Raw genomic sequence first — 15,156 nt, 5'->3', positions numbered from 1 at the left:
CGAAATTTGATCGCGTCTTTCACAGACATCACGAGAGGTGCGTATGCACGATCCGTTTGAACAGTCTTTGCGCGACATGCTCAAGGCTTCGCCGTCCAGCCGGGACGACGATGCATGCCTGGGACGTGTACTGAAAACCGCCAATCGCCAGGTTGGCGCCGGCGATCTGTTCAGCCTGCTGGGCCGCTGGTTGCCCGCGCTGATGATCGCCCTGAATAACGGGTCCGCCCACGTTTCGCCGGTTTCCCGTCGTAAATCTGTTACTCGCACCGCTGATAAGGCTGATTGAATATGGAACTTGATCTCTGGACCCAGAGCCTCGTCACGGCAATGACCGCGTTGTGGACCAAGGTGGCTAATTTCATCCCGAACCTCTTCGGCGCGCTGGTGGTGCTGTTATTGGGGTTCGTGGTGGCCAAGTTGCTGGACACCCTGCTTTCAAAACTGCTCGCAAAATTGGGGCTCGACCGCCTGATGGGCGGCACCGGCCTGACCAAGTTGCTGTCGCGCGGTGGCATTCAGGTACCGATCTCGACCTTGGTCGGCAAGATCGTCTACTGGTTCGTTCTGCTGATTTTCCTGGTTTCCGCGGCTGAATCCCTTGGCCTTGAGCGAGTTTCAGCTACGCTCGATATGCTTGCGCTGTATTTGCCGAAGGTTTTCGGTGCCGCGCTGGTATTGCTGGTGGGCGTTCTGCTGGCGCAACTGGCCAACGGGCTGGTGCGTGGCGCGGCCGAAGGCGTCGGGCTCGACTACGCCCAAGGCTTGGGGCGCATTGCCCAAGGCCTGGTGATCATCATCAGTATTTCGGTCGCGATCAGCCAGTTGGAGGTCAAGACTGACCTGCTCAACCACGTGATCGTCATCGTATTGATTACCGTTGGTCTGGCGGTTGCGCTGGCAATGGGGTTGGGAAGCCGGGAAATTGCCGGCCAGATTCTTGCGGGAATCTATGTGCGTGAATTGTATGAGGTTGGGCAACAAGTGCGTGTTGGCGAGGTCGAAGGCCAGATCGAGGAGATCGGCACGGTGAAGACCACATTGCTGACCGAGGAGGGCGAACTGGTATCGCTCTCCAATCGGATCCTGCTGGAACAGCATGTGAGTAGCCGCTAACCCGGCAAACCCTGCTAATGTATGCCGCCGCAAAATGCCTGTTAACGCAGGCTGCGGCGCACATTGACCTAGACTGTCGGCCCGACTTGTTTTGAACAAACCCCAATCGCTATCCACGCGCTACGACCCCCGTGATCTCTCCGATGAGGAGTTGGTCGCGCGCGCGCATACGGAACTTTTTCACGTAACGCGTGCTTACGAAGAATTGATGCGCCGTTACCAGAGAACATTATTTAACGTTTGTGCACGTTATCTGGGGAACGATCGTGATGCTGACGATGTCTGTCAGGAGGTGATGTTGAAGGTGCTGTATGGCCTGAAGAACTTCGAGGGGAAATCGAAGTTCAAGACATGGCTATATAGCATCACGTACAACGAATGCATCACGCAGTACCGTAAGGAACGGCGAAAGCGTCGCTTGATGGACGCTTTAAGCCTGGACCCTCTGGAGGAAGCCTCTGAAGAAAAGGCGCCCAAACCGGAGGAGAAAGGCGGGCTTGATCGCTGGCTTGTCCATGTGAACCCGATCGACCGGGAGATTCTGGTGCTACGATTTGTCGCAGAGCTGGAATTCCAAGAGATCGCAGACATAATGCACATGGGGTTGAGCGCGACAAAAATGCGTTACAAGCGCGCTCTTGATAAATTGCGTGAGAAATTTGCGGGTATTGCTGAAACTTAGTTCGGCGCAAATATCTCTTACGTGTAGGCAAGTTCTGATAGACTTGTCGCCGAGTTGTCCCCCGGTTTGCGGGACTGCTTTACAATCACCAGATGGGGATTTAACGGATGAAACTGAAAAACACCTTGGGCTTTGCCATTGGTTCTTTGATTGCTGCCACTTCGTTCGGCGCTCTGGCACAAGGCCAAGGCGCAGTTGAAATCGAAGGCTTCGCGAAGAAAGAACAATTCGACAGCGCTCGTAACTTCAAGAACAACGGCAACCTGTTCGGCGGTTCGATCGGCTACTTCCTGACCGACGACGTTGAGCTGCGTCTGGCCTACGACGAAGTGCACAACGCACGTTCCGACGACGGCCGTAACATCAAGGGCTCCAACACCGCTCTGGACGCTCTGTACCACTTCAACAACCCAGGCGACATGCTGCGTCCATACGTATCGGCTGGTTTCTCTGATCAGAGCATCGGTCAGAACGGCCGTAGCGGTCGCAATGGCTCCACCTTCGCCAACGTTGGCGGCGGTGCCAAGCTGTACTTCACCGACAACTTCTACGCCCGTGCCGGCGTTGAAGCTCAGTACAACATCGACCAGGGCGACACCGAGTGGGCTCCAAGCGTCGGTATCGGTGTGAACTTCGGTGGCGGCTCCAAGCCTGCTGCTGCTCCAGTTCCAGCTCCGGCTGAAGTCTGCTCCGACAGCGACAACGATGGCGTGTGCGACAACGTCGACAAGTGCCCTGACACCCCAGCCAACGTAACTGTTGACGCTGATGGCTGCCCAGCTGTTGCTGAAGTCGTACGTGTTGAGCTGGACGTCAAGTTCGACTTCGACAAGTCGGTCGTTAAAGAAAACAGCTACGGCGACATCAAGAACCTGGCTGATTTCATGAATCAGTATCCATCCACCAGCACCACTGTTGAAGGTCACACTGACTCCGTCGGTCCTGACGCTTACAACCAGAAACTGTCCGAGCGTCGTGCAAACGCCGTTAAAGACGTTCTGACCAACCAGTACGGTGTTGAATCGTCCCGCGTTCAGTCTGTTGGCTACGGCGAATCCCGCCCAGTTGCCGACAACGCTACTGACGCTGGCCGCGCTGTAAACCGTCGCGTAGAAGCAGAAGTTGAAGCCGAAGCTAAGTAATTAGCCCACAGCTTTAGAAAAGCCCGGCTTAGGCCGGGCTTTTCTTTGCCTGCGATTTATAAAAAAAGCCGTGGGTCTGCCACAGTGGGGTGAGTTAAAACACTGAGCCTGTGGGAGCAAAGCTTGCTCGCGATAGCGGTGTGCCAGCCCATATGAATGTTGCTGACTCTACCTCATCGCGAGCAAGCTTTGCTCCCACAGGTTCGGCAGCTTTGGCCACCGCACCAATCACCAGGATCGCCGGGCTCTTGAGTTGGAACGCGTTTGCGTCGGCTTCCATCGAGGCCAGGTCGCTGCGACAGTCACGCTGATGGGGCAGGGAGGCGTTTTCGATCATGGCCACTGGTGTGTCTGCCGCCAGGCCACCGGCCAGCAGTTGCTCGCGGATCTCGCTGAGTTTCGCCACGCCCATATACACCACCAGGGTCGTGCCGCTTTGGGCCAAGGCTTTCCAGTTCAGGCTGCTGCCGTCCTGGGTGTGGGCGGTGACCAGCGTCACGCCACGGGCAATCCCGCGCAGCGTCAGCGGAATATCACATTGGGTGGCCCCCGCAAGACCGGCCGTAATGCCATTGACCAGCTCCACTTCGACGCCGCGCTCGCGCAGCCACTGCGCCTCTTCGCCGCCCCGGCCGAAGATGCACGGGTCGCCGCCCTTGAGGCGTACCACGCACTTGCCCTGACGGGCATAACGCAGCATCAGCCGATGGATAAAGGCCTGTGGCGTGGAGCGGCACCCGCCGCGCTTGCCCACGGCAATGATCCGCGCGCCGGGGCAGTGCTCCAGCACCGCATCGTTGACCAGATCGTCGATCAACACCACGTCGGCTTCGCCCAAGGCGCGCACGGCTTTGAGGGTCAGCAATTCAGGGTCGCCAGGACCTGCACCCACCAGCCAGACTTTTGCGTTCATAGTGTTTTCTTCACGAGACAGCGGCCACCGGTTGCGCGGTGGCAACCAGTAGGCGTTTGATTTCCGGTACACAGGAGCCGCATTGCGTGCCGCAGCCCAGTTCCTGTTTCAGCCCCTGCAAATCCAGGCCACGTTCAATGCCCGCGCAGATCGCACGCTGGCTGACGTTCATGCAGTTGCACAGCGTTTTGCTCCCGCCGACCGAGGCGCCGACATTGCCTGGTGGAGCGCTTAAAGGTGCCAGCAGCCAGCGCCGCAACTGCTCATCGGCACGGCCTTCGAGCCAGAGGTTTTGCAGCCAGTGCCGGGCGAGGGTTTCACCGGCCAGGCGAATCGCGGTGATGCGGCCGTTTTCGATCCGCACCCGTTTACCGATGGAGCGACGCGGATCGTCATAGGCCAGCACGGGTCCTTCGATGAGCCCCAATTGCTCGTCGATCGCTTGTAGCAACTGTGGCTCGGGGGCGACGGCGCTGGCTGCGCGAATCAGCAACGCGGGACGTTCGCGCCCGGTCAGGCTCAGGCTGACGTAGGAAAACGCCTCACACAGTGGGCGCAAAGTCTCCAGATGCTGTTGAACATTGCCTTCGACCAGGGCGAAAAGCTGCCAGGGCAGATTCACCGGCTCCAGGCGCACGCCGCTGTGTTTGAGCTCCGGCTGTTTTGACAAGGGGTCGAAGGCCGGTTGAGTCAGGGTATTGACCCCACCCTTGAGAAAGCGGTCGCCCCAGTGCATGGGCAGGAACGCCTGGCCGGGGCGCACGCTGTCGTCACTGTCCACCGCCACGATGATGGTGCCACGACGGCTCTTGAGGCTGACCAGGTCACCGGCTTGCAGGCGATGGCGATGCAGTTCGTCGGGGTGCAGGCTGAGCACGGCCTCGTTCACATGGCCGAATAATTGCGCTGCGGTGCCGGTACGGCTCATGCCATGCCATTGGTCCCGCAGTCGACCGGTGTTGAGGGTCAGCGGGTAGCGGGCATCGCGCAGCTCTTTGGCGGCGCGATACGGCTCTGCGACGAACCGCGCGCGGCCATTGTCGGTAGGAAAAATCCCGTCCAGATACAGGCGCGGCGTTCCGCTGCTGGCGCCTTCCGGGAAGGGCCATTGCTGAGGACCGAGTTGATCGATCAGGGCGTGGCTGATACCGGACAAGTCCAGGTCGCGGCCACGGGTCAGTTGCTTGTATTCATCGAACAACTGGGCTGAGGTTTCAAAGGCGAACAGACTGGGCCTGCCCGGGCGCAGGCGTTTCTCCAGGCGTTGGGCGAAATCCACGGTAATCGCCCAGTCCGGCCGTGCCTCACCCGGTGCGGCAATCGCCCGGCGGACGTGGGAAATACGCCGTTCGGAGTTGGTCACTGAACCTTCTTTCTCGCCCCAACTGGCCGCTGGCAGCAGCAGATCGGCAAACGCGGCGGTTTCGGTGGTCCGGAAGGCCTCTTGCAGCACCACGAATGGACAGGCTTGCAGGGCGTCCCGTACCGCTGTCTGGTCTGGCATTGACTGTGCGGGGTTGGTGCAGGCAATCCACAATGCCTTGATCTTGCCGCTGCGAACCTGTTCGAACAGTTCGATGGCGCTCAAACCCGTGGTCGCGGGCAATTGTTCAACGCCCCAGTAGCGGGCGACTTCGGCGCGATGCTCAGCATTGGCGGCGTCGCGATGGCCCGGCAGCAGGTTCGACAGGCTACCGGTTTCCCGACCGCCCATGGCATTGGGCTGACCGGTCAGCGAGAAGGGCCCGGCGCCCGGCCGGCCGATTTGCCCGGTGGCCAGGTGCAGGTTGATCAACGCGCTGTTCTTCGCACTGCCGGCGGTGGACTGATTCAAGCCCATGCACCACAACGACAGGAAGCTGGGCGAAGTGCCGACCCATTCGGCGCACTGGTGCAGTTGCTCGACGCTGATGCCGCAGATCTGGGCGACCATCGCCGGCGTGTAGTCGCGCACCAGGTTCTTCAGGTCCGCCAAGCCTTCGGTGTGAGCCTTGATGAAATCGCGGTCGACCCAGTCTTCCCACAACAACAGGTGCAAAATCCCATGGAACAAGGCGACATCGGTGCCCGGCAGGATCGCCAGGTGCAAGTCGGCAAGGTCGCAGGTGTCGGTACGCCGTGGATCGATAACGATGATTTTCATCTGCGGCCGGCGGGACTTGGCTTCCTCCAGGCGACGGAACAGGATCGGATGGGCGTAGGCCATGTTACTGCCGACAATCATCACGCAGTCGCTCAGCTCCAGGTCTTCATAGCTGCAGGGAGGCGCATCGGCGCCAAGGCTTCGCTTGTAGCCCACCACCGCCGAGGACATGCACAGCCGGGAATTGCTGTCGATATTGTTGGTGCCCACCAGGGCCCGGGCGAGTTTGTTGAAGGCGTAATAGTCCTCGGTCAGCAGTTGCCCGGAGATGTAGAACGCCACGCTGTCGGGGCCATGTTCGGCGATGGTATCGGCGAAGATGCTGGCCGCGTGATCCAGCGCGCTGTCCCAGTCGCTGCGGGCACGGGACAAGCCCTTGCCCAGGCGCAGTTCGGGATACAAGGCGCGCGCGGCGAGGTCGCCGGTCAGGTGCAGGGTCGAACCCTTGCTGCACAGTTTGCCGAAGTTGGCCGGATGGGCAGGATCGCCACTGACGCCGAGGATGCGCTCGTCGTCATGTTCGATCAGCACGCCGCAACCGACCCCGCAATAACAGCAGGTCGAGGCAGTGGTCTGACGGCTCATCAGCTTGCTTCCCGCAATGCCAGCATCACCCGGCCGTTTTCGACCCGCGCCGAATGATGATGCGCGCAGCCCACATCCGGGGCCTGGGCCTGGCCGGTTTCCAGGTCGATCTGCCAGTTGTGCAGCGGGCAGGCCACGCGCTTGCCATAGATCAACCCCTGGGACAGCGGACCACCCTTGTGCGGGCAGCGGTCATCGAGTGCGAAAACCTCATCGTCACTGGTACGAAAAATCGCGATGTCGCCTTTTGGTCCGTTGATGATGCGCGAGCCCAGGGCGTTGATCTCTTCCAGCGCGCAGATATCCAGCCAGTTCATGCCGGCACCTCCAGGTTTTTCACGGGGATGACTTCAAACTCTTTTTTCAACCGGGGTTGTTCCAGGCGTTCTTTCCATGGGTCCTGTTCCAGCGACAGGGAGAACTTCAGGCGTTCATGCAAGGCTTTGCGTCGTTGCGGATCTTCAAGTACCGCTTTCTTGATGTGCTCCATGCCGACCCGTTGCATGTAGTGCACGGTGCGCTCGAGGTAAAAGGCTTCTTCGCGATACAACTGCAGGAATGCGCCGTTGTATTCGCGCACTTCTTCAGCGGTCTTGAGTTTGACGAAGAACTCGGCGACCTCAGTCTTGATCCCGCCGTTGCCGCCGATGTACATCTCCCAACCGGAATCGACGCCGATAATACCGACGTCCTTGATGCCCGCTTCCGAGCAGTTGCGTGGGCAACCGGAAACGGCCAGCTTCACCTTGTGGGGCGACCACATGTTGAAGAGGTCATGCTCCAGCTCGATCCCCAGCTGCGTGGAGTTCTGCGTGCCGAAGCGGCAGAACTCGCTGCCCACGCAGGTTTTTACGGTACGGATGGATTTGCCATAAGCGTGGCCGGACGGCATGTCCAGGTCTTTCCAGACTCCGGGCAGGTCCTGCTTTTTAATACCCAGCAGGTCGATACGCTGACCGCCGGTGACCTTGACCATCGGCACGTTGTACTTGTCGGCCACGTCGGCAATGCGCCGCAGCTCCGACGGATTGGTCACGCCACCCCACATCCGTGGGACGACGGAGTAAGTGCCGTCTTTTTGGATGTTGGCGTGGGCACGCTCGTTGATCAGGCGCGACTGCGGGTCGTCGTGTGCTTCGCCGGGCCAGGTGGAAATCAGGTAATAGTTGAGCGCCGGGCGGCAGGTGGCGCAGCCGTTCGGGGAGCGCCAGTTCAAGTAACTCATGGTTGCGGCGATGGTCAGCAGATGCTGGTCGCGGATCGCCTGGCGAATCTGTCCGTGGTTGAGGTCGCTGCAACCACAGATGGCTTTTTCGCTTTTCGGTTTGACGTCCGCCGCACCGCCCACAGTGTTGATCAGGATCTGCTCTACCAACCCGGCGCAGGAGCCGCAGGAACTGGCGGCCTTGGTGTGTTTTTTCACGTCATCGACGCTGAACAGCCCGTGCTCCTGGATCGCCTTGACGATGGTGCCCTTGCACACGCCGTTGCAGCCGCAGACTTCGGCGGTGTCGGCCATGTTCATGGCTTTGTCCTGGCCCTGGTGTCCTACATCGCCGAGAGCGTTTTCGCCAAACATCAGGTGATCGCGGATCTCGCTGATGGCGTGGTTCTCACGGATCTGACGGAAATACCAGCCACCATCTGCCGTATCGCCGTACAGACAGGCGCCGACCAGCACGTCATCCTTGATCACCAGTTTTTTGTAGACGCCACCAATCGGGTCGGAGAGGGTGATGGTCTCGGTGCCTTCGCCGCCCATGAAGTCCCCGGCGGAGAACAGATCGATGCCGGTGACTTTGAGTTTGGTCGAGGTCACTGAACCCTTGTAGGTGGCGAAGCCCAGTTGCGCGAGGTGATTGGCGCAGACCTTGGCTTGCTCGAACAGCGGTGCCACCAGGCCGTAGGCGGTCCCCCGGTGGCTGGCGCACTCACCGATGGCGTAGATGCGCGGGTCGTAGGTTTGCATCGTGTCGTTGACCAGAATCCCGCGGTTGCAAGGGATGCCGGACTTTTCCGCCAGTTCGGTATTGGGGCGGATACCGGCAGCCATCACCACCAGATCGGCCGGGATGATGTCACCGTTCTTGAATTGCACCGAGCCGACCCGACCATTGCCGGCGTCGTGCAGGGCCTGGGTCTGTTCGCTAAGGCGGAATTTCAGGCCACGGTTTTCCAGGGCGGTTTGCAGCAACTGACCGCTGGTCTTGTCCAACTGCCGTTCCAGCAGCCACTCACCCAGGTGCACCACGGTCACGTCCATGCCCCGCAGTTTCAAGCCGTTGGCGGCTTCCAGGCCGAGCAGCCCGCCGCCGATCACCACCGCGTGTTTGTGGGTCTTGGCAGTGTTGATCATCGCCTGGGTGTCGGCGATGTCGCGGTAGCCGATGACGCCCTCCAGGGTGTTGCCGGGGATCGGCAGGATGAACGGCGTGGAGCCAGTGGCGATCAGCAGGCGGTCGTATTCGGCTTCGCTGCCGTCCTCGGCGATGACCCGGCGCTTGATCCGGTCGATCTCCACCACTTTGCGGTTGAGCAGCAGCTTGATGTTGTTGTCCAGGTACCAGCTCAGATCGTTGAGCACGATCTCTTCAAACGTCTGCTCGCCGGCGAGCACGGGCGAGAGCAGGATGCGGTTGTAGTTGGTGTGGGGCTCGGCGCCGAACACCGTGATGTCATACAACTCGTTGCTCAGCTTGAGCAGCTCTTCGAGGGTACGAACCCCGGCCATGCCGTTGCCGATCATCACCAGTTTGAGTTTTTTCATCAGGGTTCTCCGCAAGCCCAGACCGGTTTCGTCACGTTTCATCACGGCGATCGGACTGGCTCGACAATTTTTACGAAAACAAAAAAAGGCGTCCCGCTAGCAAGCTAGCGAGGACGCCTTTGTCCTGGTCCCGTTCTCTCGGGAAGCACCGCCTTCATCGTTGGAGGCGTTGCTTTATGTATGGTGAGAGAGGTTATGCAGTGGTTGTGCCAACTGGCTTGAGTGCGCGGATTTACTCGGGAAACGACGGGTTACACGCATGGGGGAGGGATTTATTGCACCGAATCAACGCGTGTTGCCCGCTAATGGAGCGCTCGGCCGGAAAGTTTGTATGGACAGTCCGGCCGCCATCGCGAGCAAGCTTTGCTCCCACAGCAGATCTCCAGTGGGAGCAGATATCCAGTGGGATCAGATCCCCAGTGGGAGCAGATCTCCAGTGGGAGCAGACCTCCTGTGGGATCAGATCTCCAGTGGGAGCAGATATCCAGTGGGATCAGATCCCCTGTGGGAGCAAAGCTTGCTCGCGATAGGCGCTACTGGATCTCAGCTATGGAACACCAGAAAGAGCAGCACAATATTCACCAGCAAAGACACCAGCGCCAACGTGCGCCAGACCTTCAGCGGCTCACGCTCCAGCAACGGCCGGGGCCTGACGCTCAAACTGCGGCGTTCGCCCTGTTCCAGCAGTAACAGCCATTCCTCGGCGGTTTCAAAGCGCTGCCCAGGATCTGCCGCCACGGCACGCTCCAGGCTTTGCCCGAGCCATTCGGCCAGATCCGGTCGATAGCGTTGAGCACTGACCGGTACGCCAAAGCGCGGTCGCTGGAACGCCTCGATTTCGCCGTAGGGATAATGCCCGGTCAGCAGGAAATACAAAGTCACGCCGACGGCATACAAATCCTGTTGGGCCGTGGGGGCAGTGCCGCCGAAGGCTTCCGGGGCGATATAGCTGGGTGTGCCGGGCAGCAGGTTGGCCTGGTCTTCAGATAATCCCGGGCAATACGCCAGTCCGAAATCCAGCAAGCGCAGTTCGCCATCAGCGCCCAGGTGCAGGTTCTCCGGCTTGATATCGCGGTGAAAGATCTGCCTTCGATGCAACAGACCCACCGCGTGGACCAGCCGCTGTGCCAGGTCCTGCCACTGAGGCAGAGGCAGCGGGCCGCCCTGGTTGAACAGCTCGGCCAGGGTTTTGCCCGAATATTCCCGCATGACGTAGTACAAATGCTGACGTTGGGGAACGCCGTGGACTTCCGGAAATTGCCGCCCTGCGACCCGCTTGAGGAACCACTCTTCCGACAGCAACGACTGCCCGGCCTGGGTATCGTCCCGTAGATGCCCTGGCAAGGTTTTCAGCAACCACGGTTGGCCCTGGCCATCGTGTACCCGGTAGAGCAACGATTGCTGGCTCTGGCCGAGCAGGCCTTCGATCTCCCAGCCCTCGAACGCTTGCCCCGGTTTCAATGCCGGGGGAAGGGGCCATTGCTGCAGTTGGGCCAGTGCATCGCCAATGCTTGCTTCGCCCACCGCATCGACCCGCACCAGCAGGGCGCTGGCGTTGTCCTGGCTGCCGGCCAGGTGCGCAGCGTTGACCAGGGTTTGCGCCGCAATGTCCAAATCCGGCTGGTCGCGAAGGATACCGGCGATGGCCGTGTCCCCCAGAACCGCCCAGACGCCATCGCTGAGCAGTACGAAGGTCTCCTCGGTGCGCAGTTCACCATCGAGGAAGTCCAGGATCAGGTGCTGATCCAGCCCCAGGGCACGCTTGAGCACGTGCTGCATGCCCTGTTGTTCCCAGACGTGATCCTCACTGACCCGTTGCAGATGATTGTCGTGCCAGCGGTAGACCCGGCAATCGCCCACGTGGGCCAGGGTGAAGCGCCGGCCCCGCAGGACCAGGGCGCTGACGGTGGTGAGCAACGGTTGCCCGCCACCATTGGCCTGTAGCCAGCGATTCTGAGCCAGCAACAGCCGGTCCAGTGCTTGGGCCACCCCCCAGGTTTGCGGCGTGGAATAGTAATCCAGGGCCAGGGCCTGCAAGGTCGAACGGGCGGCCAGTCCACCATCGGCGCATTGGCTCACACCGTCGGCGATGGCGAACAGGTACCCCTTGCTGGCAGCCAGGGCCGGCGCCGGGGTCACCAGGCGCAGGGCGTCCTGGTTTTCCTCCCGAGGGCCAATGGCACTGGCTTCGGCAAAACTCAGTTGCAGGCTCATGGGTGCTATTTATACCCGAGCCGCGGTGACAGCAGCCGAACCCCAGGTGGTCCTCCAGCGACGCTTGACGCCGTACAGGCCGAACCAGGCCAGAACGCCGAGGCTGGCGAACAGCCACAGCGCCAGTTGATAGCTGCCGGTGCTCTGCTTGATCGCGCCCATGCCTGCCGCCAGGGCGAAACCGCCGATGCCGCCGGCCATGCCGATCAACCCGGTCATCACGCCGATCTCGCGACGGAAGCGTTGTGGCACCAGTTGGAATACCGCGCCGTTGCCCGCACCCAAACCGAGCATGGTGCAGACGAACAGGGCCAGGGCCGCGTAGGAGCTCGGCAGGTTAAAGCCCACTGCCGCGATGCAGACGGCCGCGACGGTGTACATGCCCAACAGGGTGCGAATGCCACCGAAACGATCCGCCAGGGCGCCGCCCAATGGACGCATCAGGCTGCCACCGAAGACGCAAGCGGCGGTGTAGTAACCGGCGGTCACCGGGCTCAGGCCGTACTGGTCGTTGAAGTAGCCGGGCAGGGCACTGGCCAGGCCGATGAAACCGCCGAAGGTCACGCTGTAGAAGAACATGAACCACCAGCTGTCCCGGTCGCCCAGGGCCTTGAGGTAGTCGGCCATGGATTTGGCTTTTGGTCGCTCGGGAGCGTTCTTGGCCAGCCAGGCGAAGAGGATCAGGGTCACGATCAGCGGGATCAGCGCGAAACCGAACACGTTGCTCCAGCCAAATGCCACCGCCATGACCGGGGCGATCAAGGCTGCCAGTACGGTGCCCGAGTTACCTGCGCCGGCGATGCCCATGGCCTTGCCCTGGTGCTGTGGCGGATACCATTGGGAGGCCAGTGGCAGGGCCACGGCGAACGATGCGCCGGCCACGCCCAGGAACAGCCCCAGCAGCAAGGCTTGTTCATAGCTGTGGATGCCCAGTTTCCAGGCACAGAACAGTGCACCGATCACAATCACCTGGCCGACCATACCGGCGGTTTTCGGGGAAATGCGGTCAGCCAGCAAGCCCATGAACAGGCGCAACACGGCACCGGCCAGGATCGGCGTAGCCACCATCAGGCCGCGTTGCTGGGTGGTCAGTTGCAGATCGGCGGCAATTTGCACCGCCAGTGGGCCGAGCAAGTACCAGACCATGAAACTCAGGTCGAAATAGAGGAAGGCCGCGAACAGTGTCGGGGTGTGGCCGGATTTCCAGAAGCTTGAATTCATCGCGCACCTCAGCTGTAAAAGTCTCGAGAAATGAGTCAGTGCCTTGAAGCAGTGCGCCGCCTGTGGCTGCACCACCGACCCCGGACTGTGGGGTCAAAACAAAAAAACGCCGCAACCCGAATCGCCAGGGGGCGAGGAGGGTGTGCGACGTCTTTGTCGTAGGTGGGGCAACCGCCGTTGGTTACCTGTGGGGTTGCTTAAGCGAGATCTGTGCCAACAGGAGGGTTTGGCGTGAGGGCTATCGCGAGCAGGCTCGCTCCCACATGGGGTTCTCGGGGTGAATGCAGCATTTGCGTGCCCCCCAATCCCCCATGTGGGAGCGGGCTTGCTCGCGAAAGCAATCTCATATCCAACATCGATATCGACTGACCCACCGTCTTCGCGAGCAAGCCCGCTCCCACACTTGATCTGGGGTGTTCGCGAATGCTGTGTTCCCCACTGAACCTGTGGGAGCGAGCCTGCTCGCGATGGGGGCAGGCCAGGCGCTGCAAGGCTTTCAGCCGAGCAACTCATTCATCGCAATGATCTGCTCAGCCACCTGGATCAGCTTCTGCTGGCGGCTCATGGCCTGGCGGCGCATGAGGGTGTAGGCCTGTTCTTCGTTGCATTCTTTCATCTTCATCAGCATACCCTTGGCCAGTTCGATGCGTTTGCGTTCGGCCAGTTGCTGGTCCCGGGCCAGGAGCTGGGCGCGCAGGGCCTGGTCGCTTTCGAAGCGCGCCATGGCCACGTCGAGGATCGGTTGCAGGCGCGCGGCGTGGATGCCTTCGACGATGTAGGCGCTTACGCCCGACTTGATCGCCTGGCGCATCACATCCGGATCGTGGGAGTCGGTAAACATGACGATCGGTCGTGGCTGATCGCGGCTGACCAGCACCACTTGCTCCATGACATCGCGCCCGGGTGACTCGGTATCGATCAGGATCACGTCCGGACGCACTGTTTCGACGCGCGCCGGCAGGTCGATGGTCAATCCGGATTCGTCGATGACTTCGAACCCGGCCTCAATCAGGGCCGCTTTGAGGCGGCCGACTTTTTTCGCGGTGTCGTTGATCAGCAGGATACGCAGCATGGTCGAGGCTCCTGTCAGCGGCTGGCGAAGAGGGGAGCCGCATCGCTCAAGGCGTGCAGTTTGAAGCTTTTGGCATAAGCGGTCGGATCCGAGCCGTCCCAGAGGGTGCCGTCGATCAATTGGCTGCTGCGCATGTCCTGGCGGGGCGATGCAATGTCCAGTGCCGCGCAGGCTTCACGGTATAGCTTGAGTTGCTGGACTTGCCGCGCCACGGCCAGGTAATCCGGGTCTTCACGCAATAGGCCCCAGCGGCGGAACTGGGTCATGAACCACATGCCATCGGACAGGTAGGGCAGGTTCACTTCGCCGTTGCCGTGGAAGCGCATCGCGTGAGGGTCCTGCCAGCTGTTGCCCAGCCCGTCGGCGTAGATCCCCAACAGGCGCGGCTCGATGCAGTCCAGCGGCGCATCCAGGTATTCGGGCGCACTCAATAGTTGTGCAGTGCTGCGGCGATTCTCGGTGCTTTGCTCAATGAAGCGACTGGCTTGCAGGATCGCCATCACCAGTGCGCGGGCGGTATTGGGGTATTGCTCGACAAATGCACGGGTGCAGCCGAGGACTTTTTCCGGGTGATCGGGCCAGATGGTCTGGGTGGTCGCCAGGGTGAAGCCCAGGTTCTGCTTTACTGCGCTGGCGCACCACGGCTCGCCCACGCAGAACCCGTCGATGCGTCCGGCCTGCAGGTGGGCGATCATTTGCGGCGGCGGCACCACGACGCTGTCGACATCCGACAGCGGATGGATGCCTTGGGCGGCGAGCCAGTAATAGAGCCACATGGCGTGGGTGCCGGTGGGGAAGGTCTGGGCGAAGGTCAGTTTCGGGCGAGTTTGGTGCACATGCCGTTCCAGTGCCTCAGGACTGGTCACGCCTTGGGCCTGCAAGCCGTGGGAAAGGTTGATGCTCTGGCCGTTCTGGTTCAGCCCCATCAACACCGCCATGTCGGTCGACGCGACCCCGCCGATACCCAGATGCACCGCGTAGATCAGGCCATACAGGCTGTGGGCGGCATCGATTTCACCGCTGACCAGCTTGTCCCGCAGGTTGGCCCAGGATGCCTGGCGCTTGAGGTTCAAGGTCAGCCCGTAAGGCTGGGCGAAGCCCTGGGTGGCGGCCACCACCAGCGGCGCGCAGTCGCTCAAGGCCATGAAGCCGAGATTGATCGCGCTCTTTTCCGGGGCATCGCTGCCGTTGACCCAGGCCAGAGGGTTGGCTGGAATTTCATTCATCGCGCATCACCTTTCCACAAAAAAGGCGCCGTATCCGGACGCTTGCAAGGCCGGATGACGACGCCGTTGTCCTTC

General features: G+C 60.9%; 12 protein-coding genes. 4 read left to right on the top strand and 8 right to left on the bottom strand.

Going from position 1 to position 15,156, the window contains the following annotated elements; translation table 11 throughout:
• The first annotated feature begins 43 nt into the window (after positions 1–43).
• The 4 genes from PSH57_RS19775 to PSH57_RS19760 all read left to right on the top strand — a co-directional run bounded on the left by PSH57_RS19775 (position 44) and on the right by PSH57_RS19760 (position 2,940).
• Entirely contained in the window at positions 44–289 is a 246-nt protein-coding gene (locus PSH57_RS19775) for a CrfX protein (RefSeq protein ID WP_186609889.1), read from the top strand.
• 2 nt (positions 290–291) lie between these two features.
• Complete coding sequence (locus PSH57_RS19770; RefSeq protein ID WP_047227144.1) at positions 292–1,116, top strand: mechanosensitive ion channel family protein; 825 nt, start codon at positions 292–294, stop codon at positions 1,114–1,116.
• 91 nt (positions 1,117–1,207) lie between these two features.
• On the top strand, positions 1,208–1,798 hold the full coding sequence (sigX, locus tag PSH57_RS19765; RefSeq protein WP_042729583.1) for an RNA polymerase sigma factor SigX: 591 nt from the start codon (positions 1,208–1,210) through the stop codon (positions 1,796–1,798).
• Positions 1,799–1,905: 107 nt separating this feature from the next.
• Entirely contained in the window at positions 1,906–2,940 is a 1,035-nt protein-coding gene (locus PSH57_RS19760) for an OmpA family protein (protein WP_305384996.1), read from the top strand.
• Between the two features lie 94 nt (positions 2,941–3,034).
• Here PSH57_RS19760 and cobA read toward each other — a convergent pair whose 3' ends face one another.
• The 8 genes from cobA to PSH57_RS19720 all read right to left on the bottom strand — a co-directional run bounded on the left by cobA (position 3,035) and on the right by PSH57_RS19720 (position 15,081).
• A complete protein-coding gene (gene cobA, locus PSH57_RS19755; protein WP_305384994.1) occupies positions 3,035–3,853 on the bottom strand; it encodes a uroporphyrinogen-III C-methyltransferase in 819 nt (272 codons plus the stop codon).
• Positions 3,854–3,863: 10 nt separating this feature from the next.
• Positions 3,864–6,581: a nitrate reductase gene (locus PSH57_RS19750; protein ID WP_305384992.1), complete on the bottom strand. Its 2,718-nt coding sequence runs from the start codon at positions 6,579–6,581 to the stop codon at positions 3,864–3,866.
• Positions 6,581–6,898, bottom strand: coding sequence for a nitrite reductase small subunit NirD (nirD, locus tag PSH57_RS19745; protein WP_092401770.1), 318 nt, complete (start codon positions 6,896–6,898; stop codon positions 6,581–6,583). The genes PSH57_RS19750 and nirD overlap by 1 nt, the downstream gene beginning before the upstream one ends.
• Positions 6,895–9,348 (bottom strand): nitrite reductase large subunit NirB, encoded by a 2,454-nt coding sequence (gene nirB / locus PSH57_RS19740; RefSeq protein WP_305444710.1) that lies wholly within the window; start codon positions 9,346–9,348, stop codon positions 6,895–6,897. Before nirB ends, nirD begins: the two co-directional genes overlap by 4 nt.
• Before the next feature lie 543 nt (positions 9,349–9,891).
• Complete coding sequence (locus tag PSH57_RS19735; RefSeq protein ID WP_305384988.1) at positions 9,892–11,562, bottom strand: bifunctional protein-serine/threonine kinase/phosphatase; 1,671 nt, start codon at positions 11,560–11,562, stop codon at positions 9,892–9,894.
• A gap of 9 nt (positions 11,563–11,571) precedes the next feature.
• Positions 11,572–12,783, bottom strand: coding sequence for a nitrate/nitrite transporter (locus tag PSH57_RS19730; RefSeq protein WP_305384987.1), 1,212 nt, complete (start codon positions 12,781–12,783; stop codon positions 11,572–11,574).
• A 496-nt stretch (positions 12,784–13,279) separates the two neighbouring features.
• A complete protein-coding gene (locus PSH57_RS19725) occupies positions 13,280–13,855 on the bottom strand; it encodes an ANTAR domain-containing response regulator (RefSeq protein ID WP_047227152.1) in 576 nt (191 codons plus the stop codon).
• A 14-nt stretch (positions 13,856–13,869) separates the two neighbouring features.
• Positions 13,870–15,081: a CmpA/NrtA family ABC transporter substrate-binding protein gene (locus PSH57_RS19720; RefSeq protein ID WP_305384985.1), complete on the bottom strand. Its 1,212-nt coding sequence runs from the start codon at positions 15,079–15,081 to the stop codon at positions 13,870–13,872.
• Positions 15,082–15,156: the final 75 nt, after the last annotated feature.

It is taken from the genome of Pseudomonas hefeiensis, from assembly GCF_030687835.1.
Lineage (GTDB): Bacteria > Pseudomonadota > Gammaproteobacteria > Pseudomonadales > Pseudomonadaceae > Aquipseudomonas > Aquipseudomonas hefeiensis.
This window is presented reverse-complemented; position numbering and strand designations above follow the sequence as displayed.

Bases quoted from the DNA above. Each gene is read 5' to 3' on its own strand.
- PSH57_RS19775 (WP_186609889.1), top strand. From the start codon at position 44: ATGCACGATCCGTTTGAACAGTCTTTGCGCGACATGCTCAAGGCTTCG.
- PSH57_RS19770 (WP_047227144.1), top strand. From the start codon at position 292: ATGGAACTTGATCTCTGGACCCAGAGCCTCGTCACGGCAATGACCGCG.
- PSH57_RS19760 (WP_305384996.1), top strand. From the start codon at position 1,906: ATGAAACTGAAAAACACCTTGGGCTTTGCCATTGGTTCTTTGATTGCT.
- cobA (WP_305384994.1), bottom strand. From the start codon at position 3,853: ATGAACGCAAAAGTCTGGCTGGTGGGTGCAGGTCCTGGCGACCCTGAA.
- PSH57_RS19750 (WP_305384992.1), bottom strand. From the start codon at position 6,581: ATGAGCCGTCAGACCACTGCCTCGACCTGCTGTTATTGCGGGGTCGGT.
- nirD (WP_092401770.1), bottom strand. From the start codon at position 6,898: ATGAACTGGCTGGATATCTGCGCGCTGGAAGAGATCAACGCCCTGGGC.
- nirB (WP_305444710.1), bottom strand. From the start codon at position 9,348: ATGAAAAAACTCAAACTGGTGATGATCGGCAACGGCATGGCCGGGGTT.
- PSH57_RS19735 (WP_305384988.1), bottom strand. From the start codon at position 11,562: ATGAGCCTGCAACTGAGTTTTGCCGAAGCCAGTGCCATTGGCCCTCGG.
- PSH57_RS19730 (WP_305384987.1), bottom strand. From the start codon at position 12,783: ATGAATTCAAGCTTCTGGAAATCCGGCCACACCCCGACACTGTTCGCG.
- PSH57_RS19725 (WP_047227152.1), bottom strand. From the start codon at position 13,855: ATGCTGCGTATCCTGCTGATCAACGACACCGCGAAAAAAGTCGGCCGC.
- PSH57_RS19720 (WP_305384985.1), bottom strand. From the start codon at position 15,081: ATGAATGAAATTCCAGCCAACCCTCTGGCCTGGGTCAACGGCAGCGAT.